Here is a 21,265-nt window from a genome sequence, read left to right as displayed (position 1 = left end):
TCAGCCCGCCAGGCGGTGCAGCCGCTCCACCGCCTCGTCGATGACCTCGTCCTTCTTGCAGAACGCGAACCGCACGAAGTGGGCACCGGCCTCCGGGTGGTCGTAGAACACCTGGGTCGGGATCGCCACCACCCCCGCCCGGTCGGGCAGCGCCTTGGCCAGCTCGATCCCGTCGGCGAACCCCAGCGGGCGGATGTCGGCCTGGACGAAGTAGGTGCCCTGCGGCCGGTACGTCGCGAACCCGGCCGCCTCCAGGCCGGCGACGAGCCGGTCCCGCTTGGCCTCCAGCGACTTGCGCAGCTCCTCCACCCACGGCAGCTCGTTGCGCAGGCCGTAGGCCGCGGCCCGCTGCCAGGGCCCGCCGGTCGCGTAGGTGAGGAACTGCTTGACCGTCTGCACGGCCTGCACGTACCGGGCGGGGGCCGTCACCCAGCCGGTCTTCCACCCCGTGACCGAGAAGCTCTTGCCGACCGAGGAGACGGTGACCGTCCGCTCGCGCATGCCGTCCAGCGTCGCCAGGGGGATGTGCTCGGCGCCGTCGTAGGTCAGGTACTCGTACACCTCGTCGGTGACCGCGACCAGGTCGTGCTCCCGGCAGACGTCCGCGATCACCTGGAGCTCGTCGCGGGTGAAGACGGTGCCCGCCGGGTTGTGCGGCGAGTTCACCAGGATCAGCCGGGTGCGCGGGCCGACGGCGGCGCGCAGCTCGTCGGGGTCGAAGGTGAACCGCCCCTCCACCGGCCGCAGCATCACCGGCCTGCGGGACGCGCCCGCCAGCGCGACCGTGGCGGCGTAGGAGTCGTAGTACGGCTCGAAGACGATCACCTCGTCGCCGGGCCCGGCCAGCGCCATCACCGAGGCCGCGACGCCCTCGGTCGCGCCGACCGTGACGTACACCTCGGCCGCCGGGTCGAACTCCAGGCCGTACCGTTCGAGCCGCTGCTCCGCCACCGCCTCCCGCAACTCGGGCAGCCCGGGGCCGGGCGGGTACTGGTTGCCGCCGGAGCGGATCGCCTCGACCGCCGTCTCCAGCATCGCCGGCGGCCCGTCGGTGTCCGGGAACCCCTGCCCCAGGTTGATCGAGCCGGTCGCCACGGCCCGCGCCGACATCTCCGCGAAGATCGTCTCGCCGAACTCCCGCATCCGCGGGACGAGCGGTCCGCTCACGCCGCCTTCCTCTCCGTATCGAATCGATCTCTGATCTGTGAAGACGGTATCGACCGAGGCCACACCGGTGATCTACCGGCGATGACACCCCGCGAGGAAGTGGCCACCGCCCAGGACACCCGGCTGCGGCGCGAGCTGCGGCCCCGCCATCTCCGCATGATCGCGCTCGGCGGGATCATCGGCGCCAGCCTGTTCGTGGGCAGCGGCGCGGTGATCCACACGGTCGGCCCCGCCGCGGTCCTGTCGTACATCATCGGCGGCCTGCTGGTCGTGTTCGTGATGCGAATGCTAGGCGAGATGGCCGCCGCCGAGCCCGCCCTTGGCTCTTTCATGGAGTACGCCCGGGAGTCCCTGGGCGGCTGGGCGGGCTTCACCGTCGGCTGGCTCTACTGCACCTACGCCCGGTCGTGGACCGATGTGAAGCATCGCTACAGCCTCGCCGTCGACCCAGCTGAAAAGGTCGAGCTCGGCCGGATGTTGCAGTCGTGCATGTGAGATGACGCTCGGCAGAGGGGCGGTGTCGGGGCGCCTGGCTCGGCACCGCACAACTGCGGACGGTCCAGGTCGTTGCTGGGGCGAAACGCTTGGTGTTCTCACTGGATATGAGTTCTTGGTGGTGGGCTGGTGGCTAGGCTGCCGCATGTCGTCTAGAGGTGCGCAGGAGTCCTGGCATGTCATTTGAGGTTCAGGAGATCGAGGTCAAGTACCGGGTCTTCGACGGCCCGGCTCTCGAAGCCGCCTTGGCCGGCCGCGGGATCGTCCTGTCGGCTCCGGTGCGTCAGGACGATCAGGCGTTCGCTCCCGAAGGTTGGGCCTATGGGCAGAGCAAGCTCGGCGTCCCGTTCGCCCGTCTGCGGACGCAGGACGGGCGGCACCTGTTCACCGTGAAGACGCCGGTGGCGAACGAGCAGGCGTGTCTGGAGCAGGAGACGGTCGTCGAGGACCGTGAGCAGATGCACCGGGCTCTGCTCACGATGGGTTTCCGGCCCACGGTGCGAATCGTTAAAGAGCGCCGCACAGCCCGCTTGGCGGAGCTGGGCGGGGTGTCAGTGTGTGTCGACGAGGTTGCCCATGTCGGCTTGTTCGTCGAGTTCGAGAGCGTGATCGCGGCCGAGTCGGGTGAGACGGCTCAGCGTGAACTGGATCAGTTGGCGCGGTCGTTGGGTGTTGAGCTCGAGCGCACGAGCGACACCTATGACTCGTTGGTGCGTGCGGCGCTCATCCCGTCCTAGCGGCACTCGCTGGCTGGTTCGTCCCAGCCGTAGGTGGTGAGGGGGATCCCTGCCAGGTAGGCGCGGACGCCCGCGGCCGGGTAGTCGATGGTGTTGGAGGGCAACACCGCCGGGTCGGTCCAGAGAATCTTGGCGCATTCGTCGGGTTCGGCATTGTAGGGCTCGCCGACCCACCGGTCGGTGGCGAAGAAGAACCCGATCCGTGTGAGCTCGGGCCGCTGCCGGTAGTGGACCACGGTGGCCAAGCGAAGGTCGGCCGGGTCGATGTGGACGCCGACTTCCTCGCGGGCTTCGCGGGCGGCGCCCTGGATGACGGTTTCGCCGTCTTCAAGGTGTCCGGAGGGCGGCTGGAACATCCCGTCGCAATAGCCGGTGCCCTGGCGTTCCAGCAGCAGGATCTCGCCTTCGCGTTCCAGGATGACGTGAACGTCGATGGTCGAACGGTACGGCTCCTGCTGCATGCGCTGCCCCTGGCGGTAGTGGTCACTGCTGTGTGAGTGACCGTAGTGCCTGGACGCGGGCGACGAGGCGGGCAGCGAGTAGCTCGGGGGGCTCGATGGTCGAATCCAGTCCGAGGACCTGGATGCCGGAGGCGGTGAGTTGGTCGGCGACGTGTTGGTAGCGGGCGGTTTCGGCGTGGGAGATGCCGGGGGTGTCTTCGAAGCGGCCGTGGGACCCGCGGTCGCTGAGCCGTTGGTGGAGCGTGTCGAGGTTGCAGGTGAGTAGGACGGCCAGGTCGGGCAGGTCGGCGTGGCGGTTGAGCAGCTGGATGAAGTCGGGGTCGACGCCGTCGAGGGCTTGGAGGACGTGAGATGAGGGGGTGTAGCGGTCGCAGATCACAACGGTGCCGGTGGCCAGGGCGGGGCGGACCTGGGTGTCGAGATGGTGGTAACGGTCGGCGGCGACCAGGCACGCCAGCGCCAGCCCGCCCAGCTCATGGGTGTGGCCGCGGGCCAGCACGCCGATCGGGCCGGTGGAGGGCTCGGCGGTGGCCAGCGTCTGGATTCCTGCTGCGGTGAGCTGGTCGGCGGCGAGCCGGGCGAGGGTGGATTTGCCGGCCCCGCCCGGCCCGTCAATGCTCACCAGCAGCCCACGGCCGCTCACACGGCCGCCTGGTTGCGGGCGTGCTGACGTCGGCTCAGCTCGACTAGGCGTGCGCGGATCTCCTCGACGGCGGACTCGCCGAACTGCACGCCGACCGAGAAGTTGAACTCGTCGCGCTCTCGCATCGCTTCCTGGGCGCCGTGGCCGGTGAGATCGACCGCGGCGTAATCCAGCAGCTGGTCGGCGGTGAAGCGGCCGGTTGCCATCAGCCGGTCCCATTCAGGCGTACCCGGGTAGGGGCGGAACTCGAACATCGACGCGCGGAATTGGCCGGGCAGTGTGTCGGTGAGGTCCCACAGCCGGTGCACGAGCTCGACAGTGGCGGCCAGTTCGGCGCGGGTCTCGGTGGGGAAGCCGAGGATGAAGTAGCCCTTGACATTGATGCCGCGCTCAGCGAGCCGGGTCACCACCGAGCGGGCCATGTCCGGGCTGAGGCGCTTGTCGATGTACTTCAGCATCCGTTCGCTGCCGGACTCGATTCCCAGGGCGACCTCGCGCAGACCGTTGACGGCGAGCCCGTCGAGGGTGGCGTCGGGGAGGCGGTGCAGCACGTTGATGCGTCCGGTGGCGTCCCACTCGGCCCATGATCCGACCTCGGCGTCGGTGAACGCGGCCATCATCTGGTCGATCACCCGGCGGGCGCCCAGGAACAGGTCGTCGACGAATCGGAACGCGTCCACCTGGTAGCACTCGCGCAGGTGGTGCATCTCGGCCAGGATCGCCTCCGGGGAGCGGGTGCGGATGGTGACATCGGGATTGGCCGACACGGCGGCTCCACAGAATGAGCAGTCGTACGGGCAGCCGCGGGCACCGACCATGTTGGCCTCGATCCGGCCGCCGGCCGGGTAGGGGTCCTGAGCCAGGAAGGCGCGGTCCACGAACGGGAGCGCGTCGATGTCGGGCGCCAGATACGCGCCGGGCCCCCGACCGGTTACGGGCTGGCCAGTAGCAGGGTCGCGCCACATCACTCCCGGCAGTCGCGTGCGGTTGCCCAGGTCGTGGAGGAGTTCGGTGACGCGGGTTTCGGCTTCGCCCAAGACCAGCGCGGCACAGCGCCGCATTCGCGGATCGCTGAGGATGCGGGTGGGCATGGCCTTGGCGTGGTGCCCGCCGGCCATGATCTGGATCGCGGGGTCGAGGTGGGCGGCGATGTGCGCCGAGAGTTCGTAGGTGGGGGCGAGCAGGTTGAGCCCGACCCAACGTGGCTCCAGCCGGTTGACCAGGGTGATGACGTCGGCGACGGGCAGGCCGTGGGCCTCGGCGTCCAGGATGGCCACGTTGAACCCGTGTGCGGTGGCGTAGGTGGCGATGTAGGCCATGCCGAGCACGGGCAGGGTGTAGTCGTTGACGCGGGGGCGTTCGGCGTAGTCGCGTAGGGGCGCGTTGATGAACACGCAGTCCAGCGGGCGGTTCGGGTCGGCGCCGACCACATGGTGGTGTACAGCGGCCGGGCTGAGGTCATGGGCGGGCGTGGGTTGGGGGTTAGGGCGAGCCTCCATGGTGTCTTCCCCAGGCGAGTGTGAACAGGGTCAATGGAGCGAGGTGGGCGCCGGTGATCTGGCGCCACCGCGTGGCGAACTGCTTCTCGTCGGTGGGCCAGTCCGTACTTGGTGCCGCGGTCCGGGCCCATTTGCGGACCGCGAGATCTCCGTGGGGGTACAAGGACCAGTCGTGGGTGAAGTCGGCCACCGCTGCGCCTGCGGTCCATGGCCCGATCCGCGGCACCGAGTGCAGCTCCTGGAACAGGCTGGCGGCCGGCAGTGCGGTCCATTTGGCGCCATGCAGGAGGTAGGCATCGGCGGCGGCAAGCAGCACCGGGGCCTTGAATGCCAAACCGATCGCGGCCAGGTCCTCGACCTCCAGCTTCAGGATGGCTTGGGGGGTGGGAAGTGCGTGCACGGGCCCGTGGGGGGATTGGGCGGTGGCGCCGAACGTCTGACGGAGGCGGCGGTGCTGCGCGCGCGCTTGGTCAGCGCTGATGACCTGTCGGATGATCGCGGTCGCGACCGCATCCCACAGGCTCGGGTTCCGCCACCGCCTCACCGGGCCAAGGTCACGCAGCGCCCTCTCCAGCGCCGCTGGGACCTGCGCAGATGTCAGCGGGGGCAGGACGAACTCGTCCGGGCCGTCGACGTTGTCGGCATCCAGTACCTCGGGCGCTTGGTCGGCGTCGCTGACGGCCCGTAGCCAGGTTCCGGCCACGTTCGTCCACCCAGGGTGATCACGCATCACGGTTGTCATGCGGCTATCGTTCACCACCCGACTCAGGCGAAGCCGAAGGTGGCGTCGACCGGCCAGCCTTCAAAAGAGCAAGCTGGGACATTGGGCCTCCTCACTCGGGAGCGAGAACTGGCTGGAGGTGCGGCGCCCTTAGGGCGCCGGGGATTCTCGCGGTCCTCAGAACCGCCACGCGTTTCGGGCTTGTGGCCAGCACCATCAGGGCCGTGGCACCGGCTACACGGTTCCCCCTGCTTCCCGGGAGGGCAGCTATCCCCACGCCGCCCTCCCGGGGGTTGCGAGCCGTGCGACCGCCCCTCGGGTGTGGGAGTTTCCCGACGGGATTGCGGTGCTCGGGGCGGTCGCACGGCGTGGTTTGCGAGGCGGGCCGGCTGCCGCGCCTTTTCCGGCCGGCCCGCCCCGCGCTTGGGGTGGGCGTGCGCCGTCCCCTGGACGGTCGGCGCGGCGCACGCCCACGTTTTGGCCGCGCAGCCGAGGCCCCTGCGGGGGTAGGTCGGCCTCGGCCGCGCGGCGTCCCCCTGTTCACGGCCGGACGGCGAGGGTCTCTCTCCGCCGTCCCGGCCGCGTCGGCGAGCGGCGCGTCAGCACCGCAGCGCGTGCGTGGGCACCCCGAGCGGGCGCGCTACCCGCTCCGCGGTCCGCTCGACGTAGGTGAGGGTGCCGACCGGCTTGCCCTCCTGAGGGCCGGACGCCCAGATGAACAGCTCGTCGCCGTCGTCCCAGAGGACCCGCCAAGGACCGCGGTGCCGGTAGGTGACAACGAGGAACTCCGTCGGCGCCCCCAGGCGCGCCACGACCACCTGGGGGAAGCGGCGGCGGAATGCGCCGTGCAGGCTGTCCAGCGGGCCGAACGACGCACGCCTCACCAGCTCGGCGGGTTCGTCGAATCCAGGCATACTCTCTCCCGGTTGTCGGTCGTGGTCAGCGTCGTCCGAACAGCAGCCGGCGCCCCGGGGCCTCGTGGCGCCCATGACCGGGGTACTGGGGGTTGGATGACGCGGCGGGGCGAGACGTCCTGCGGGGGGCGGTCGTCGGCCGCGCCGCCGCGCCGGTCTGCTGGGCCGCACGCGCGAAGTGAGGAATGTGGGAGCGCACGGCCTCCACGCGCCGCCCGAGCTCGGCCGGGTCGGTCGCCTCGATCAGCCGGTCACGGCCGAAGCAGTCGCGCGTCATCGCCCACCACTCGCCGGTCGCCTCGCCCCACCAGGCGCGAACGCCGGGGAAACGGCGGGCGAGCTCGGTGACGACCCGGGAGATCTCCGCCGGGCACGGGGCCACCGCGTTCACTGTCCACCTCCGGCCGGCGCGCGGCCGGAGAGGTCGCTGCGGATCATCAGGGCGGCGTCCGCGACACGCTCCACCTCGGTGATCGGCTCCCCGGACGAGTTGAAGAACCACTTCCTTCCGCCGTCGTCGTCGCGCTTGCGGCAGGTGATCGTGTCCGACGCGTAAGACACCTCGCCGGAGCATTCGGAGACCTGCGCGTTGGTCACCTTGAGGTCGCGCGCGGTCAGGTCGACCGCGAAGCCGTGCGCGCCCATGTAGGCGCCGAGCGCGGCGAGCGGGTTGGTCTGGGGCATAACCTTTGCCACGGGTCGGAGTTCCCTTCCGGCCAAGGCCCCGGGTTCCCCCTGGTGTTGGCGCACCAGGGCCGGGGCCGACTTGTCTGGATGGCGGGGCGAACCCCGGCGCTGATCTCGCTCGGGCGCAAGCCCCGCCGGACTCCAGTGAACCCATGTCGCATTCCGCAGAGCTAGGTGACAATAGATGCCACGGAGAGGGTGACAATCCCTCTGTCACCTCGTCACGTGAGGCCTTCCCCCGAAGGGTGCGCGACATGAGCGAGCTCGACCGTCCCGAATGGGCGATTCGTCTTGAATTCGAGCGCACAAAGCGCGGCTGGGGAAAATGGGATATGGCCCGTCAGCTGTTCGCCGCTTCGGGGATCATGAATCCGGAGACCAATCGGGTCAAAGCCCTCGGCAGGTCGATCTCTCGCTGGGAGGCCGGGGAGCACTGCCCCCGGGACTGGGCGGTCGCCATCGCCGAGCTGTTCGGCATCGACCACGACGATCTGTTTCCCGTGTCGGCCGAACCTGCCGACCAGGAGCCAACGCGGGCCCGCGTGGGTACCGTGACACCGACTCCTACTCCCGAGCTGGGGGACGACGTGATTCGTCGCGAGCTGCTTCAGGACACCGCTGCGCTGGGCGTCGGCGCCGCAATGGCCCCAGTACTCACCGCTCTCACACAGGCATGGCAGGCCAGCGAGCCCAAACTCGCGGGCGCGACCGTCTCTCAGGGCATGATCGACGACTGGGAGGACGCCGCCTACGTGCACGCCGAGCGCGCCCGCAGACATCCACCAGTCGCCATGCTCAGCGCGCTGGCTGCCGAGTTCGCCGACATGGCGCCGCACCTGGCGGCCAGCCAGCCCGGCAAGGTGCAGGCCGACCTCGCCCACGCCGCCGCCCCGCACGCCATGCTCATCGCCGGAAAGCTCGTGGACCTGGGCGACCGCCGGGAGTCCCGTCGCTGGTGGCGGAGGACGCGCGCGCTGAGCGACCAGTCGGGAGACCCGCTGCTGGGGTCGTGGGTGCGCAGTCGTGAGGCGCTGTACCGCCGCGGCGACCCCTCCGACGAACTCCCGGAGGTGCTGGCCGTCGCACAGGAGGCGCGGCGACTGGCCGGCGATCGGCCCAGCGCGCCCCGCGTCTCGGCGCTGGCTGCCGAGGCACAGACGCTCGCGCTCATGGGACGGCACGGGCAGGCCATCGCGACGTTTAAGCATGCCGAGCGCGCCTTCGAGGCGCTCCCCGAGTCACGGTCGATCCCAGCGGGCGGGGACGTGAGAGGGCTCTGGTTCGACCAAAGCCTGATCTACAGTCTGGCCGGCGATGTGCGGCGCGCCACCGAGTCGCAAGACGTCCTGATGCGCCGGGCCGACCAGATGACCAGGATCGAGGTGGGGCTGCACCGCGCCACTCTGGACGCCCACGAGGATCCAGAGGCCATCGAGCGCGCTATCCAGATCATCGACCAGATCCCCGCCCAGGCGCGCCGGACGCGCTATCTGACGGCCGCGCGGATGACGTTGAGCGTGGCCCCGGACAAGAACCGGAAACTGCCAGCGGCGAAGGAATTGCGAGCTCTGACGGCCGGCATCTGACGCCGTCCGCCCCCCGTTTCGATCACCTCCCCAAGAGTTCCCGAAGACGTCCCGGGCGTGCACATCGAATGCACATGGGACCGGGAAGTGCAGGGATTTCTTCGGGAACTCCAGGGATGTGTTTTGCCTGTTCACCCAGGCGATTCGCGGCCCCGGCGCTGGTGGCGCCGGGGCCGGAATCTCTACTGGTACTACTGGGTCGGGGTCGTGGCCTTCGAGGCCGTGGTCGGGGCGCAGATCCTGCAGAAATGGGCGCCCGACGTCCCGCAGTGGACGTTCGCGCTGATCCTCATGCTGGTGCTGACCGCGACGAACCTGGTCTCGGTCCGCTCGTTCGGCGAGGCCGAGTACTGGCTCGCCTCGGTCAAGGTCGCCTGCATCACCGTCTTCCTCCTGGTCGGCACCCTCTACGTGATCGGCCTGTGGCCCGACAGCACCGGCTCGGTCACCCACATCGCCGCCGACGGCTTCCTGGCCAAGGGCTCGTTCGCGGTCGTCCACGGCGTGGTCATCGTGGTGTTCTCCTACTTCGGCGCCGAGATCGTCACCATCGCCGCGTCCGAGTCCAAGGAGCCCGCCAAGGCCATCGCGACCGCCACCGTCACCGTCATCTGGCGCGTGCTGCTGTTCTTCGTCGGCTCGGTCGCCCTGCTGCTCATGATCACCCCGTGGGAGCAGGTGCCGCACGACGGGACCAGCCCGTTCGCGGCCGCCTTCGACCGGTTCGGCATCCCCGCCGCCGAGACGATCATGAACATCGTGGTGCTGACCGCGGTCGTCTCGGTCCTCAACTCCGGCCTCTACATCGCCTCCCGTATGCTCTTCGCGATGCGCGAGCACGGCTGGGCACCGGCCTGGGTCGGCGACACCGGCCGGCGGGGCGTCCCGTGGAAGGGCATCCTCCTCAGCACCTCCCTCGGCTACGTCGCCGTCATCATGAGCTTCGTCTCGCCCGACCGCGTCTTCTACTTCATCATCAATTCCGCGGGCGCGGTCGCCCTCTTCCTGTACGGCATCATCGCCCTGTCCCAACTCCGCATGCGCAACCGCCTGGAACGCGAATCCCCAGAACGACTCAAACTGAAGATGTGGCTCCACCCCTGGCTGAGCTGGGCCACCTTCATCTGCGTCGTACTCGTCCTCATCTCCATGGCGATCGTCGAGGACACCCGCTCCCAGCTATGGCTGAGCCTCATCAGCCTGGCCGCCTCCCTGACCGCCTACGCCGTGATAACCCGCAGAGGCAGGACACATGCCTGACTGGCAGAGGACAGGAAACACACGCTTCCCCGTAGCCGCCAGAGTCAACGACCAATGGTGGGTCCTGCGGATCAACGGCTTTCCCGACCACCCGCTCTGGACCCTGTTCGTGGACGGCGCCAGATGCCACGACGTCCACGAGACCTCGACCCTCCCGGGCGACCCGACCGATCCGTCGGCCCCGGTACTAGAGCCCCACACCGCGCAGGAGCTTCTCGAACCCGTCCAGGCCTTCGCCGTCTACGGCAGCGAGGTCGGCGCCCCCTGCGACGACCCCGTCTGCTGCGGCTGACCTCAGGACGTTTCGCGGCTCAACTCCACCCGGAGACGAGCCACCTCCGCAAGAGCCTCGTCACGCTCGCGAATGAGCGTCTCCATCTCGCTCTCGACACGGTCGAGGAACGCGTCGACCTCCTCTTCCTGGTATCCCGGCCGGAACCGGGTCGTACCGAACGTGGTGTTGCGAACGCCCTCGGGAGTAAGACGGTCCATGCCACTCTCCTAGCACGTCCACCCCGGTCAGCGCCCGACTTTCACGTCAGGGGGGCTTCGGCCTTCACCCGCTCGACCAGGATCCGGAAGGCCGCCCGGCTCACGGCGAGGCGCGGCCCGGCGGGGTTCTTGCCGTCCCGGATGCCGATCGCGCGGGCCATCGCCGCGACCTCGACGCATTGCTGCTGGGAGTTGTTGTGGCTGCGGCTGCTCTTGCGCCAGCACAGGCCGGTCTCGGACATGGCGGGCTCCTCTGCTCGACGGTCCTGCCGTCACCGTAGGCGGCGTCCCCGTCCCGGCCGGCACCGGAACAAAAACCTCACCGCCGGGCCAGCGGTCAGGCGAGGACCGAGTAGAGGTGGTCGGCGCTTCTGGCGGCGGCGAGATGTCCCCGCATCGCGCAGCTGCCACGGCTGAACACCTGCCCGATCCGGTGCCCCAGGCCCGGCTTCTTAGACCCAGCCCATTTCTCGGGCGGCTTGTACGGCGGCCACTCGGTTGGGCTGGCCCAGTTTGGTCATCGCCGTGGAGAGGTAATTGCGGACGGTGCCCTCCGAGAGGTTGAGAAGGGCGGCGATGCGGGACGTCTCGGTGCCCGCGCCGATGAGGCGCAGGATCTCGCGTTCGCGGGCGGTCAGCGGGTTGTCGCCGGCGGCCATGGCGCTGGCGGCCAGTTCGGCGTCCAGGTAGCGGCCGCCGTTGTGGACCTTGCGGATGGCGGTGGCCAGTTCCTCGGTCGGGGCGTCCTTGGCGACGAAGCCGCGCACCCCCGCGGCCATGGCGCGGCGCAGGTAGCCGGGGCGGCCGAAGCTGGTGAGGATGCAGACCGCGCACGTGGCCCCGGCCTCGTGCAGCCGCTCGGCGACGGTCAGGCCGTCGGCGCCGGGCATGTCGATGTCCAGGACGGCCACGTCCGGCGCGTGCGCGGCGACGGCGGGCGGCACCTCGTCGCCGCGGCCGACCTCGGCGACCACCTCCAGGTCGGGTTCCAGGCCGAGCAGGGCGGCGACGGCGCCGCGGATGAGGTGCTCGTCGTCGGCCAGCAGGACGCGGATCATGCTTCCCCGACCGGGACGACCGCGCGCAGCAGGAAACCGTCGCGGTCGCGGCGCCCGTGGGTCAGCGTGCCGCCGAGGATCTCGACGCGCTCGGCCATCCCGGCCAGTCCCGAGCCGGCCGGGCGGCGGGACTGGCGGGCGCCGTCGTTGCTCATCTCCAGCACCACGGAGTCACCGTACGGCGTGATCGTGACGGCGCAGCGCCCCGCCTCGCTGTGCTTGATCACGTTGGTGGCGCCCTCCCGGATCACCCAGGCCAGCACGGAGCGGACCTCCGACGGCAGGTCCGGGGGCGGGTCGCCGATCTCGCAGCGCACGCCCGCGGCCTCCAGCACCGCGCGGACCCCGGCCAGTTCGGCGTCCAGCTCGACGGCGCGGTAGCCGCGGACGGCGGCGCGGACCTCGCGCAGCGCCTCGCGCGCGGCGCGGCGCACGTCGGCCATCTCCTCCCGGGCGCGGGCGGGCTCGGCCTCGGTCATCCGCATGGCCAGCTCGCTCTTCACCGCGATCAGCGACAGGCTGTGCCCGAGCAGGTCGTGCAGGTCGCGGGAGAAGCGCAGCCGCTCCTCGGTGACGGCGAGGCGGGCCTGCGCCTCGCGGGTGGCGTCGGCCTCCAGGTGCAGATCCCACATCCGCTGGTAGGAGTAGTAGTTGAGGTAGTACGCGAGCCCGCAGGAAGCGGTGAAGAAGGCGAACAGCACGAACGGCTCGTACCAGTGCCACTCCCCGTTGAGCGACCCGATGGGCGCCGCGACCGCCGAGCCGACCAGGCAGAGGGCGACCTTGCGGGAGCGGCCCCGCACCCACAGCGCGACGGACGACAGCCAGAAGATCGGCACTATGCACCACAGCGGGTTGGTGACCATCATCAGGCTGAGCAGGAACGTCACCGCGCCGCTGCCGACGATGTCGCGGCGCGGCAGCCGCCCGGCCAGGCCCAGCCTGACCAGCCTGGCGTAGTAACCGAGGAACACCGCCGTCCCGGCCGCGGCGGCGACCGCGACCGGGAGCCCGATGTCGCCGTAGGAGTGGACCAGCACCGTCGCGGCGGGGGCGAGCACGGCCAACGCGGCCGCCAGGAACGTCCAGTAGATCGTGCGGCGGTAGCTCTCGAGTCGTCCGGCCGCATGCTCCTGCAGCTCGGCCGTCGTCGCGCCCATCCGGCCTCCCTTCCGAGGTACGGTACCGGGCTCAGGCGTGCCGGGGTTCCCAGCGGAACCAGCGGGCCGCCATGGCCCGGCCGGCGACCGCCCAGGCCAGCAGGACGGCGAAGGGCCGTAGGCATGCCGTCCACGCTTCCGCGAAGCCCACGTCGGCGTGGGCGCCGTACGTGGTGAAGTCCTGGCCGAAGTAGGCGGTGCGGACGATCTCGACGACCGGGGTCAGCGGCAGGAGGCGGCACGCCTCGCGGAGGGCTTCGGGCGCGTCGTCCAGCGGCACCAGGACCCCGGCGCCGGCCATGCAGCCGAACAGGACGGGCATCACGGTCAGCTGGGCCAGCTCGGCGGTCGGGGTGAGCCCGGAGACCGCGAAGGCCAGGAGGGCGAAGACCACCGCTCCGGCGGCCAGGGCGGCGAGGAGCAGCAGCGGGTCGTCCGGGAACCGGCCGTCCAGCACGGTGCCCAGCAGCGCGACCAGAAGCACGGCCTGGACGGCGTACATCGCGGCCACGGTGAGGAGGCTGCCGCCGAGGATCTCCGCGTCGCTCAGCGCGGTGCCGCGCAGGCGTTTAAGGGTGAGGTCCTCGCGCCGGGCGGTGAAGACGCTCGTCAGATGAATGAACACCACGATGATCAGGAAGAAGCCGAAATAGCCGGTGCCCTGGAAGACGCCGCTGTCGATCCCGTCGAAGTCGTTTCCGCGCGCGGGCAGGAGCAGGGCCCCCAGCAGCAGTGGCATGCCGATGACGGTGAACAGCGCGGTCCGGTTGCGCCAGAGCAGGGTGAGGTCGAGGCGGGCGATCCGCAGCAGCTTGTTCATGCCGCCATCCCTTCGGCGGTGTGCAGGAAGACGTCTTCGAGGGAGGCGCTGCGGGCCTGCAGCCCGTCGAGGACGACCTCCTGGTCGGCGGCCCAGGCCAGCAGCTCGTCCAGGGCGGGCTGGAGGCCGCCGGGCGCGATGCCGTAGGCGGCGACGGCCCGCCGGGCGTCGACGGTGATGGCGGGGGTGACGCCGTGCAGGGCGGGCAGGTCGGCGACCTGGAGCCGGTCGGGCATCCGGAAGGCGATCCGGTCGCCGTGGCCCGCGACGACCTCGGCGACGGTGCCGCTGACCTCGATCCGGCCGCGGTGCATGATGGCCAGCCGGTCGGCGAGCTGCTCGGCCTCCTCCAGGTAGTGGGTGGTGAGCACGACGGTGGTGCCGCCGGCGACCACGTCCCGCACGGTCCGCCAGGTGGCGCGGCGCGCCTCGGGGTCCATGCCGGTGGTCGGCTCGTCCAGGAACAGCACGCGGGGACGGCCGAGCAGGGCCAGGGCCAGATCGAGCCGGCGCTTCTGCCCGCCCGACAGCTGCCGGGTGCGCACGCCGGCCTGCTCGTGCAGGCCGGCGAGGTCGAGCGCCTCGTCGCGGGGGCGCGGACGGGGGGTGAAGCCGCTCCAGTGGTCGATCGTCTCGGCGACGGTGAGGTCGGCGAAGAACCCGGCCTCCTGGAGCATGATGCCCAGCTCCGGGCGGACGGCGCGGCGCTCCCGGTACGGGTCGCGGCCGAGCACCCGGACCGTGCCGCCGTGCGCGGGCTGGAACCCTTCGAGGGTCTCCAGCGTGGTCGTCTTCCCTGCGCCGTTGGTGCCCAGAAGGGCGAACAGCTCGCCCTCCGCGACCTCGAACGAGATCCCGGCGACGGCCTCGAAGCCGCCGTACCGGCGGCGCAGCCCGGTGACCTGGATGGGGGGATGACTGGTCATACACCCCAGCGTGGCGGGCGCCGCCCCGCCGGGGTAGAAGCCGCTGTCACCGGTCGCGGCCGCGCTTGTCAGGCCGGCGGCATGACGGATGTCACGTCGCGACGGAGATGACGTGGCCGACCGTCCTGCCGTCGGCGAGGACGTCCAGGAGGGCGGTGGCGAGATCGGCCCTGGGGATGCGCAGGCCGCCCCGCACGGCCAGGTCGACGGCCTTGCGATAGGTGCCCTTGGCCGGTTTGTCGAGCAGTTGCGGCGGGCGCACGATCGTCCAGTCGAGATCGGTGCCGCGCAGGTGCGCCTCGGCGGCCCGCATGTCCTCGAACGGCCCGTGCAGTATCCGCTCCAGAAGGAGCGGCTTGACGACGTACCGGGTGAACGGGCCGTCGCCGGCGTCGGCGGCCAGCCCGCTCGCGCTGACCAGCACCACCCGGCGGACCCCGGTGGACGCGGCCGCGGTGGAGATCGCGCGGATGCCGTCCGCGCAGACGGTGCTGGGACCGCGGCCGCGCGGGCCCAGCGCGCTGACGACGGCGTCCCGCTCCTTGATCGCGGGCTCGATCGCGGCCGGGTCCAGCACGTCGGCGGTCACGACGGTGGCGCGGTCGCGCAGGTCGCCGGGCAGCCGCGCCGGGTCGCGGACGACGGCGGTCACCTCGTGCCCGGCGTCCAGGGCCTGCCGGACGACGTGCACCCCGGTGCCGCCCGTGGCCCCGCAGACGGTGAGTCTCATGAGGTCCCCCTGAAGGTTAGTGAATGTTCACTCACCCCTTTATCGTGGGTAGGATCTACCCGTCTGTCAAGAGGAGCCATGAGCGCGCGAGAACGGATACTGGACGCGGCCGCCGAGGTCATGCTGGAGCGCGGCATGGCGGGCACCACCACCAAGGAGATCGCCCGCGCCGCCGGCTATTCCGAGGCGCTGCTCTACAAGCACTTCCGCGACAAGGAAGAGCTGCTCCTGCACGTGATGCACCACCGGATGCCCGCGTTCATCGACGGCGTCGTCGCGGGCGAGGGCGAGGTGGCGGCCAACCTGGCCGCGCTGGCCCACCGCGCGCTCAACTTCTACCTGCGCGCCTTTCCGATGATGGCCTCCATGGTCTCCCAGCCCAAGCTCATGGCCGCCACCCGCGAATCGCTCCGCAAGTACGATGCCGGCCCCCGGGTGCCCGTCGACCGGCTGGCCGCGTACCTGCGCGCCGAGCGGGACGCGGGCCGGATCGCCGCCGGCGCCGACCCGGAAGCGATCGCCTCGCTGTTCATGGGCGCCTGCTTCCAGCAGGGCTTCCTGCACTACTTCGCGCACGGCCCCGACGGCCCAGCGATCCCGGAGTCGGACGCCCGCGCCCTGGTCGCCCCCCTACTACCCGCCCTCGGTTTCGCGCCGGACTCCTAGCTCAGCGGCCGGTGGGCCACCTTACGAGGGTGCCGTCGTGGAGGGCGGCCAGCTCGGCGGCGCCGGGATGGTGGCGCTCGGGGAAGAAGCCGGGGACCGCGCCGGTGCGCTCGCCGGTGAAGGGGTCCCAGATCTCCAGCCCGTCCGCGCCGGCGGAGTAGAGGCGGCGGTCGTCGGCCATGAGCGGGCGGCGCGGCCCGGCGAACCGGGTCACCTCCGCACCGCTCTCGGCGTCGAAGATCTGCACCCCGTCGAGCAGGTAGAGGTCGTCATGGCCGATGCCGGAGACCGCGAGCTGCCGGTCGGAGACCCAGCACATCGGCTCGTCCCAGGCGTAGTGGCGCCAGGCCAGGTTGCCGCGGGACGGGCCGTCCTCCGACTCCCAGGGGTTCTCGTCCAGCCAGCGGCGCAGGTCCCACACCGTGGGGATGCCGACCGGTGCCCAGACCCAGCCGTCGTCGGCGATCCAGCGACCGTCCGGGGAGACGTGCACCGCGCCGTGGAAATAGTCCAGATAGTGCGCGGGGAACCGCTCACCCTCCGCGGGTTCGGGATGCTCGCGTGCGGTGAGGAGCCGCCCGGTGGCCGGGTCGGAGACGTCCAGGCGGTTCCATTGCGTGCGGTGCACCACCACCTCGCGGCCCCGGTGCACGGCGAACGCCAGCGCGAACGGCACGTGCTCGGTCCGGTCGTCGCCGCCGTCCAGGGACATCATCACCTGCCCCGAACGCAGGTCGACCAGCGTTCCCCCGGTGCCGCGATCGTGGACGACCGCCGCGTACCGGCCGCTGGGCGACACGTGCAGGCGTGGACGGGGCCGGCGGTCGGGCTGCCGGTCCTCCCCCCGCTCCCTGCGCAGCGGCACGCGGGTCAAGGTCTCGTGCTCGCCCGACCCGGCGTCCAGGCGCACCAGGCGCTTGCGACCGGTGAGGAACAGCCACGCCGAACCGCTCTCCCCCGGGATCGCCGCCCAGTCGAGCGGGTCGCGCAGCGCGCGCGGCAGCGGCGTGCGCCTCAAGGTGGGGTCGACGGGCTCGGGACGTTCCAGGATCTCCGCCTCGCCGCGCCAGCCGACCATGGTGCGGTTGTCCTCGTCGCCGACCCGCTCCGCGCACCCCTCGCACACCTGCGTCAGCTCCGGATCGCCGTCGGCGCGGTCGCAGGCGTCGCAGCACATGTCGTACTCGAGGCCGCGTCCGGTGAGGAGCCGCACGTGGTCGACCTCGTCGCCGTCGGGGCCCAGCAGATGCCGGCACATGCGGCTGGTGCTCGGGTAGGCCACGTGGCCACATGGCAGGACGTCCATCGCGCTAACCGCCGAGCCGGGTCTTGACCACCTTGCCCATCGCGTTGCGCGGCAGCGCGTCCACCAGGTGGACGACCCGCGGACGCTTGTGCGCCGACAACCGGTCGGCGACGAAGCCGATGAGCGCCTGCTCGTCGGCCCCGTCGGCCACCACGTACGCGGTGACCTGCTCGCCCAGGTCGGGATGCGGGGTGCCGATGACGGCGGCCTCGCGGACGGCCGGGTGCGCCAGCAGGGCGTTCTCCACCTCGCCCGCGCCGATCCGGTAGCCGCCGCTCTTGATGAGGTCGGTGGACGCCCGCCCGACGATGCGGTGCCAGCCGTCCGGGCCGATGGCGGCGATGTCGCCCGTGCGGAACCAGCCGTCGGGGGTGAACGCGGCGGCCGTGGCCTCGGGACGGTTCAGGTAGCCGCCGAACAGCATCGGGGCGCGCAGGTGCAGCTCGCCCGGGGTCTCGCCGTCGGCCGGGACGGGCGAGCCGTCCTCGGCGGCCAGCCGGGTCTCCACGCCGGGCAGCGGCAGGCCCACGTACCCGGGCCGCCGGTCGCCGCCCGCCCGCGCGCTCAAGGTGATGAGGGTCTCGGTCATCCCGTACCGCTCGACGGGACGGTGGCCGGTCAGGTCGGCGAGCCGTTCGAACACCGGGACGGGCAGCGGCGCGCTCCCGGAGACCAGGAGGCGGGCGCCGCGCAGCGCGCGGGCGGCGTCCGGATCGGCGCAGACCCGCGACCACACGGTCGGGACGCCGAAGAACAGCGACCCGCCGTCGTCCTGCGCGGCCGCCGCGTACGCCGCCGCCTTGGGCCGCCCGGTGTGCACGAGCGGCGACCCGACGCGCAGCGCGCCGAGCACGCCGAGCACGAGGCCGTGCACGTGGAACAGCGGCAATCCGTGCACCAGCACGTCGTCGGGTGTCCACGCCCACGCCTCGGCCAGCGCGTCCAGGCCGGCGGCGATCGCCGACCGCGAGACGAGCACTCCCTTGGGCGCACCGGTCGTGCCGCTGGTGTAGAGGATCAGCGCGGTCGCGTCGCCGGGCACCTCGCTCTTGACCGTGCCGCCGCCCCGCAGTTCGTCGACGGGGACGATCGGCGCCGCGCCCTCGTGCGGCTCGTACGCGCCGCGCGCGGCCAGCAGCAGGTTCGCGCCCGAGTCGCCCAGGATGTGCGCGCGCTCGTCGGGACCGGAGTCGGGCGGCAGCGGCACCACCGGCACCCCGGCCAGCAGCCCGCCCACCACGGCGACGACGGTCTCCAGGCTCGCGGTGGCGTGCACCGCGACCGCCTCGGCGCCCGCGATCTCCGCGGCGACCCCGGCCGCCCGGTCCAGCAGCTCGGCGCGGGGCAGCGCGTGCTCCCCCACTCTGATCATCTGGCCGTCGCGCGGTTTCCCGAGCACGTCCCCCGCGGGCAGGTCCATCAGGCGTCCCTCTCGTCCAGCCAGGCCATCACGTCGTCATTGTGCTCCCCCAGGACCGGCGGCGCGGTCTGGGCACACCGTTTCCTCCGGCAGTATGCCTTTCGATGACATTCGTTCCAGAGCCGACCACCACCTACCCGGACCTGGCCGCCCGGCTGCTCGCCCTGCCCCCGTCCTGCGGGCCGGTCCGGGTCGTCGCCGTGGACGGCCCGAGCGGCGCGGGCAAGTCCACGTTCGCCGCCCGGCTCACAGCGGCCCTGGACGGCCCGCCGCCGCCGCTCCGGTCCGACGACTTCCGGGTGCCCTGGGACGCCGACCCGCTGACCTGGTGGCGCCCCCTCACCGAGACCGTCCTGGACCTGCTGCGCGACGGGCGTCCCGGCAGGCTGCGCCGGTACGACTGGCACCGCGACTCCTACGGCCCCGAGGAGGAGATCCCGCCCGCGCCCGTCCTGATCGTCGAGGGCGTGGGCGCCGCCTGGCGGGGGTCGCCGGCCGCGTACCGGATCTGGATCGACGCCCCGCGCGCACTGCGCCGCGCCCGCGCGCTGGAACGCGACGGCGCCGAGTACGCCGCCGCCTGGGACGCATGGTCGGAACTGGAGCGCCGCCACTTCGCCGCCGACGGCACCCTCGCCCGGGCCGACCTGCGCGTGGACGGCCGCCGCATCGAGGCCCCCGCCTTCACCTGCCGTTACAGCTCGTCGACCTCCGCGCCGGTCCGGCCCCCGCTGAGCAGGGGGTAGCCGGGACCGCGGTCGAAGAACGGGGGCTCGCCGCGCTCCTCCCGCAGGCGGGCGCGCAGCGCGGTGGTGGCCGCCGCGTCGAAGGACCCGCCCGCGATCACGACGCCGTAGTCGTCCCGGGCGCCGTCGGCCGACACCTTCCCGTCCCGGACGTCCGCGGCGACGCGCGCCGGGTCGCGGTCGAGCGGATCGCCCCAGCCGCCGCCCCCGGTCGTGCGGATCCGGATGACCTGCCCCGCCCGGACCGGCCGGTCGTCCACCAGGCCCTCCATCTCCTCGCCGTCGATGTCCACGCGGAACGGGCGGCCCGCCCGTCCCCCGTTCACGCCCCAGCAGGACAGGATGGAGCGGTCGGCGATCGACATGTAGTGCGCGTCCCGCAGCATGCGCAGGTGCTTGTCGTAGCCGAGCCCGCCGCGGAACTCCCCCGGCCCGCCCGAGTCCGCCGCCAGGCCCAGCCGCTCGACGACGAACGGCCAGCGCGCCTCGGCGAACTCCACCGGGATGTTGCGCGAGTCCGGCACGACGTGGACGGTGTCTTCGCCGTCGGCGTAGTGCCGCCCGCCCGAGCCGCCGCCCAGGACCTCCCGCATCAGGTACGGGGCGCGGTCGTCCTCGCCGTACACGCCCGTGTAGCGGATCGTCTCCTGGTCCGCGGGCATCCGTCCCCCGGTCGCCTTGGCCAGCACACCCGCCAGCACGCCCAGCAGCCGCAGGATGACGAACGTCCGCGCGTTGGTCGGCGCCGGGAAGACCGGGGTCAGCAGTGTGCCCTTCGCCGGGAACCGCATCTCGATCAGCGGCACCACGCCCTCGTTGACGTCCAGCTCGGCCGCGCGCTCCGGCGTGTCGGCCAGGTTCCGCAGGACGGGCGCCAGCCACTTCTTCAGGAACACCCCGTCGGCGTAGTCGCCCGCGTGGTTGATCGGCCCCTTGGCCTGCGGGGACGTCCCGGTGAAGTCGATCACCAGCGGGACCGGCGCCGCGTTGTCGACGGTCAGCGTGATCCGCTGCGCGTGCAGCCGGGGCGGGTCCACGCCGTCGTGCTCGGCGTAGTCCTCCCACACGTACACCCCGTCGGGGATCTTGGCGAGCAGCTCGCGGCGGAACGTCTCCGTGGTCTTGCCGATGATCGCGTCGAAGCACTCCTCGACGGCCGCGCGGCCGTACCGGGCGAACAGCTCGGCCAGCCGCCGCGCGCCCATCAGGCAGGCCGCGCACTCGGCGTCCAGGTCTCCGGCCAGCGAGTCGGGCATCCGCGAGTTGCGCGTCATGATCCGCAACGCGGCCTCGTTCGGCACGCCCTGATCCCACAGCTTGATCGGCGGGACCATCAGCCCCTCCTCGAACGCGCTGCGCGCATGGCTCGGCATCGACCCCGGAACCGCCCCGCCGATGTCGTCGTGATGCCCGAACGCCTGAACGAACGCCACGACCTCCCCCTCGTGGAACACCGGGACCGTGACGCACAGGTCCGGCAGATGCCCGATCCCGCCCTCCGACAGGTACACGTCGTTGTGGAAGAACACATCGCCCGGCCGCATCTTCTCCGGCGGGAAGTCCCGCGCGACCGGATGCACCAGCGCCGAATACGACCGCCCGGTCAGCTTGCGCAGCCGCCGGTCGTGGATCCCGGCCCGGAAATCGTGCGCGTCCCGGATCATCGGCGACCGCGCGGTCCGCGCGATCGCCGTCTCCACCTCCCGCTCGACCGACGCCAGCGTCCCCTCGACGATCTCCAACAGGATCGGATCAGTGCTCACTTGCCTCC

At 71.6% G+C, this 21,265-nt stretch carries 25 protein-coding genes; 7 read left to right on the top strand and 18 right to left on the bottom strand.

All coding sequences use genetic code 11. From position 1 onward, the window contains the following. The gene (locus ABD340_RS07390) at positions 1-1,167 is read right to left on the bottom strand and encodes a pyridoxal phosphate-dependent aminotransferase (RefSeq protein WP_344587817.1); all 1,167 of its coding nucleotides are present in this window, start codon (positions 1,165-1,167) and stop codon (positions 1-3) included. Positions 1,168-1,248: 81 nt separating this feature from the next. Here ABD340_RS07390 and ABD340_RS07385 point away from each other — a divergent pair, with 81 nt between their 5' ends. Next, positions 1,249-1,662: a hypothetical protein gene (locus ABD340_RS07385; RefSeq protein ID WP_344587816.1), complete on the top strand. Its 414-nt coding sequence runs from the start codon at positions 1,249-1,251 to the stop codon at positions 1,660-1,662. Positions 1,663-1,838: 176 nt separating this feature from the next. After that, on the top strand, positions 1,839-2,399 hold the full coding sequence (locus ABD340_RS07380) for a class IV adenylate cyclase (RefSeq protein ID WP_344587815.1): 561 nt from the start codon (positions 1,839-1,841) through the stop codon (positions 2,397-2,399). Here the strand turns inward: ABD340_RS07380 and ABD340_RS07375 are convergent. The 7 genes from ABD340_RS07375 to ABD340_RS07345 form a co-directional block, all read right to left on the bottom strand. Then, a complete protein-coding gene (locus ABD340_RS07375; protein ID WP_344587814.1) occupies positions 2,396-2,860 on the bottom strand; it encodes an NUDIX hydrolase in 465 nt (154 codons plus the stop codon). The two genes, ABD340_RS07380 and ABD340_RS07375, sit on opposite strands and share 4 nt — an antisense overlap. 22 nt (positions 2,861-2,882) lie before the next feature. Beyond that, positions 2,883-3,503: a dTMP kinase gene (gene tmk / locus ABD340_RS07370; RefSeq protein WP_344587812.1), complete on the bottom strand. Its 621-nt coding sequence runs from the start codon at positions 3,501-3,503 to the stop codon at positions 2,883-2,885. Continuing rightward, the gene (locus ABD340_RS07365; RefSeq protein ID WP_344587811.1) at positions 3,500-5,002 is read right to left on the bottom strand and encodes a B12-binding domain-containing radical SAM protein; all 1,503 of its coding nucleotides are present in this window, start codon (positions 5,000-5,002) and stop codon (positions 3,500-3,502) included. The genes tmk and ABD340_RS07365 overlap by 4 nt, the downstream gene beginning before the upstream one ends. Beyond that, positions 4,986-5,744 carry a DNA glycosylase family protein gene (locus tag ABD340_RS07360; RefSeq protein ID WP_344587810.1) on the bottom strand — a complete coding sequence of 253 codons (759 nt, stop codon included), beginning with the start codon at positions 5,742-5,744 and terminating at the stop codon, positions 4,986-4,988. The genes ABD340_RS07365 and ABD340_RS07360 overlap by 17 nt, the downstream gene beginning before the upstream one ends. 578 nt (positions 5,745-6,322) lie before the next feature. Next, positions 6,323-6,637 carry a hypothetical protein gene (locus ABD340_RS07355; RefSeq protein ID WP_344587809.1) on the bottom strand — a complete coding sequence of 105 codons (315 nt, stop codon included), beginning with the start codon at positions 6,635-6,637 and terminating at the stop codon, positions 6,323-6,325. Positions 6,638-6,662: 25 nt separating this feature from the next. Further along, positions 6,663-7,028, bottom strand: coding sequence for a hypothetical protein (locus ABD340_RS07350; protein WP_344587808.1), 366 nt, complete (start codon positions 7,026-7,028; stop codon positions 6,663-6,665). Beyond that, positions 7,025-7,321: a hypothetical protein gene (locus ABD340_RS07345; RefSeq protein ID WP_344587807.1), complete on the bottom strand. Its 297-nt coding sequence runs from the start codon at positions 7,319-7,321 to the stop codon at positions 7,025-7,027. Before ABD340_RS07345 ends, ABD340_RS07350 begins: the two co-directional genes overlap by 4 nt. A 257-nt stretch (positions 7,322-7,578) precedes the next feature. Here ABD340_RS07345 and ABD340_RS07340 point away from each other — a divergent pair, with 257 nt between their 5' ends. The 3 genes from ABD340_RS07340 (at position 7,579) to ABD340_RS07330 (ending at position 10,462) form a co-directional block, all read left to right on the top strand. Next, entirely contained in the window at positions 7,579-8,910 is a 1,332-nt protein-coding gene (locus tag ABD340_RS07340) for an NsdA family TPR-like regulatory protein (protein ID WP_344587806.1), read from the top strand. 123 nt (positions 8,911-9,033) lie between these two features. Then, positions 9,034-10,170 carry an amino acid permease gene (locus tag ABD340_RS07335; protein ID WP_344587805.1) on the top strand — a complete coding sequence of 379 codons (1,137 nt, stop codon included), beginning with the start codon at positions 9,034-9,036 and terminating at the stop codon, positions 10,168-10,170. Next, complete coding sequence (locus ABD340_RS07330; RefSeq protein ID WP_344587804.1) at positions 10,163-10,462, top strand: hypothetical protein; 300 nt, start codon at positions 10,163-10,165, stop codon at positions 10,460-10,462. Before ABD340_RS07335 ends, ABD340_RS07330 begins: the two co-directional genes overlap by 8 nt. 2 nt (positions 10,463-10,464) lie before the next feature. Here the strand turns inward: ABD340_RS07330 and ABD340_RS07325 are convergent, their stop codons facing one another. The 7 genes from ABD340_RS07325 to ABD340_RS07295 form a co-directional block, all read right to left on the bottom strand. Further along, complete coding sequence (locus tag ABD340_RS07325; protein ID WP_344587803.1) at positions 10,465-10,662, bottom strand: DivIVA domain-containing protein; 198 nt, start codon at positions 10,660-10,662, stop codon at positions 10,465-10,467. Between the two features lie 41 nt (positions 10,663-10,703). Beyond that, positions 10,704-10,904, bottom strand: coding sequence for a DUF397 domain-containing protein (locus tag ABD340_RS07320; protein ID WP_344587802.1), 201 nt, complete (start codon positions 10,902-10,904; stop codon positions 10,704-10,706). A 210-nt stretch (positions 10,905-11,114) separates the two neighbouring features. Further along, positions 11,115-11,720 (bottom strand): response regulator, encoded by a 606-nt coding sequence (locus ABD340_RS07315; RefSeq protein WP_344587801.1) that lies wholly within the window; start codon positions 11,718-11,720, stop codon positions 11,115-11,117. Further along, positions 11,717-12,880, bottom strand: a complete 1,164-nt coding sequence (locus ABD340_RS07310) for a sensor histidine kinase (RefSeq protein ID WP_344587799.1) — start codon at positions 12,878-12,880, stop codon at positions 11,717-11,719. Before ABD340_RS07310 ends, ABD340_RS07315 begins: the two co-directional genes overlap by 4 nt. A 31-nt stretch (positions 12,881-12,911) precedes the next feature. Then, a complete protein-coding gene (locus ABD340_RS07305; protein WP_344587798.1) occupies positions 12,912-13,700 on the bottom strand; it encodes an ABC transporter permease in 789 nt (262 codons plus the stop codon). Continuing rightward, entirely contained in the window at positions 13,697-14,626 is a 930-nt protein-coding gene (locus tag ABD340_RS07300; protein WP_344587797.1) for an ABC transporter ATP-binding protein, read from the bottom strand. Before ABD340_RS07300 ends, ABD340_RS07305 begins: the two co-directional genes overlap by 4 nt. A 91-nt stretch (positions 14,627-14,717) precedes the next feature. Further along, entirely contained in the window at positions 14,718-15,356 is a 639-nt protein-coding gene (locus tag ABD340_RS07295) for an NAD(P)-dependent oxidoreductase (RefSeq protein WP_344587796.1), read from the bottom strand. A 78-nt stretch (positions 15,357-15,434) separates the two neighbouring features. Here ABD340_RS07295 and ABD340_RS07290 point away from each other — a divergent pair, with 78 nt between their 5' ends. Next, positions 15,435-16,022 carry a TetR/AcrR family transcriptional regulator gene (locus tag ABD340_RS07290; RefSeq protein ID WP_344587795.1) on the top strand — a complete coding sequence of 196 codons (588 nt, stop codon included), beginning with the start codon at positions 15,435-15,437 and terminating at the stop codon, positions 16,020-16,022. Between the two features lies 1 nt (position 16,023). On the opposite strand, the gene ABD340_RS07285 is transcribed toward ABD340_RS07290, so the two are convergent. Together ABD340_RS07285 and ABD340_RS07280 are read right to left on the bottom strand one after the other, a co-directional pair. Further along, the gene (locus ABD340_RS07285) at positions 16,024-17,304 is read right to left on the bottom strand and encodes a WD40 repeat domain-containing protein (protein ID WP_344587794.1); all 1,281 of its coding nucleotides are present in this window, start codon (positions 17,302-17,304) and stop codon (positions 16,024-16,026) included. Positions 17,305-17,332: 28 nt separating this feature from the next. Further along, positions 17,333-18,748 carry an acyl-CoA synthetase gene (locus tag ABD340_RS07280; RefSeq protein ID WP_425547321.1) on the bottom strand — a complete coding sequence of 472 codons (1,416 nt, stop codon included), beginning with the start codon at positions 18,746-18,748 and terminating at the stop codon, positions 17,333-17,335. Positions 18,749-18,852: 104 nt separating this feature from the next. On the opposite strand from ABD340_RS07280, the gene ABD340_RS07275 reads away from it, so the two are divergent. After that, a complete protein-coding gene (locus ABD340_RS07275) occupies positions 18,853-19,494 on the top strand; it encodes a uridine kinase family protein (RefSeq protein ID WP_344587793.1) in 642 nt (213 codons plus the stop codon). Here ABD340_RS07275 and ABD340_RS07270 read toward each other — a convergent pair. Beyond that, complete coding sequence (locus ABD340_RS07270) at positions 19,443-21,257, bottom strand: hydantoinase B/oxoprolinase family protein (protein ID WP_344587792.1); 1,815 nt, start codon at positions 21,255-21,257, stop codon at positions 19,443-19,445. The genes ABD340_RS07275 and ABD340_RS07270 overlap by 52 nt on opposite strands. Between the last annotated feature and the right edge of the window lie 8 nt (positions 21,258-21,265).

Origin of the sequence: Actinomadura vinacea, from assembly GCF_039532545.1 — a bacterium.
Lineage (GTDB): Bacteria > Actinomycetota > Actinomycetes > Streptosporangiales > Streptosporangiaceae > Spirillospora > Spirillospora vinacea.
This window is presented reverse-complemented; position numbering and strand designations above follow the sequence as displayed.

Bases quoted from the DNA above. Each gene is read 5' to 3' on its own strand.
- ABD340_RS07385 (WP_344587816.1), top strand. From the start codon at position 1,249: ATGACACCCCGCGAGGAAGTGGCCACCGCCCAGGACACCCGGCTGCGG.
- ABD340_RS07380 (WP_344587815.1), top strand. From the start codon at position 1,839: ATGTCATTTGAGGTTCAGGAGATCGAGGTCAAGTACCGGGTCTTCGAC.
- ABD340_RS07375 (WP_344587814.1), bottom strand. From the start codon at position 2,860: ATGCAGCAGGAGCCGTACCGTTCGACCATCGACGTTCACGTCATCCTG.
- ABD340_RS07365 (WP_344587811.1), bottom strand. From the start codon at position 5,002: ATGGAGGCTCGCCCTAACCCCCAACCCACGCCCGCCCATGACCTCAGC.
- ABD340_RS07360 (WP_344587810.1), bottom strand. From the start codon at position 5,744: ATGACAACCGTGATGCGTGATCACCCTGGGTGGACGAACGTGGCCGGA.
- ABD340_RS07355 (WP_344587809.1), bottom strand. From the start codon at position 6,637: ATGCCTGGATTCGACGAACCCGCCGAGCTGGTGAGGCGTGCGTCGTTC.
- ABD340_RS07345 (WP_344587807.1), bottom strand. From the start codon at position 7,321: ATGCCCCAGACCAACCCGCTCGCCGCGCTCGGCGCCTACATGGGCGCG.
- ABD340_RS07340 (WP_344587806.1), top strand. From the start codon at position 7,579: ATGAGCGAGCTCGACCGTCCCGAATGGGCGATTCGTCTTGAATTCGAG.
- ABD340_RS07330 (WP_344587804.1), top strand. From the start codon at position 10,163: ATGCCTGACTGGCAGAGGACAGGAAACACACGCTTCCCCGTAGCCGCC.
- ABD340_RS07325 (WP_344587803.1), bottom strand. From the start codon at position 10,662: ATGGACCGTCTTACTCCCGAGGGCGTTCGCAACACCACGTTCGGTACG.
- ABD340_RS07320 (WP_344587802.1), bottom strand. From the start codon at position 10,904: ATGTCCGAGACCGGCCTGTGCTGGCGCAAGAGCAGCCGCAGCCACAAC.
- ABD340_RS07315 (WP_344587801.1), bottom strand. From the start codon at position 11,720: ATGATCCGCGTCCTGCTGGCCGACGACGAGCACCTCATCCGCGGCGCC.
- ABD340_RS07310 (WP_344587799.1), bottom strand. From the start codon at position 12,880: ATGGGCGCGACGACGGCCGAGCTGCAGGAGCATGCGGCCGGACGACTC.
- ABD340_RS07305 (WP_344587798.1), bottom strand. From the start codon at position 13,700: ATGAACAAGCTGCTGCGGATCGCCCGCCTCGACCTCACCCTGCTCTGG.
- ABD340_RS07300 (WP_344587797.1), bottom strand. From the start codon at position 14,626: ATGACCAGTCATCCCCCCATCCAGGTCACCGGGCTGCGCCGCCGGTAC.
- ABD340_RS07295 (WP_344587796.1), bottom strand. From the start codon at position 15,356: ATGAGACTCACCGTCTGCGGGGCCACGGGCGGCACCGGGGTGCACGTC.
- ABD340_RS07290 (WP_344587795.1), top strand. From the start codon at position 15,435: ATGAGCGCGCGAGAACGGATACTGGACGCGGCCGCCGAGGTCATGCTG.
- ABD340_RS07280 (WP_425547321.1), bottom strand. From the start codon at position 18,748: ATGGACCTGCCCGCGGGGGACGTGCTCGGGAAACCGCGCGACGGCCAG.
- ABD340_RS07275 (WP_344587793.1), top strand. From the start codon at position 18,853: ATGACATTCGTTCCAGAGCCGACCACCACCTACCCGGACCTGGCCGCC.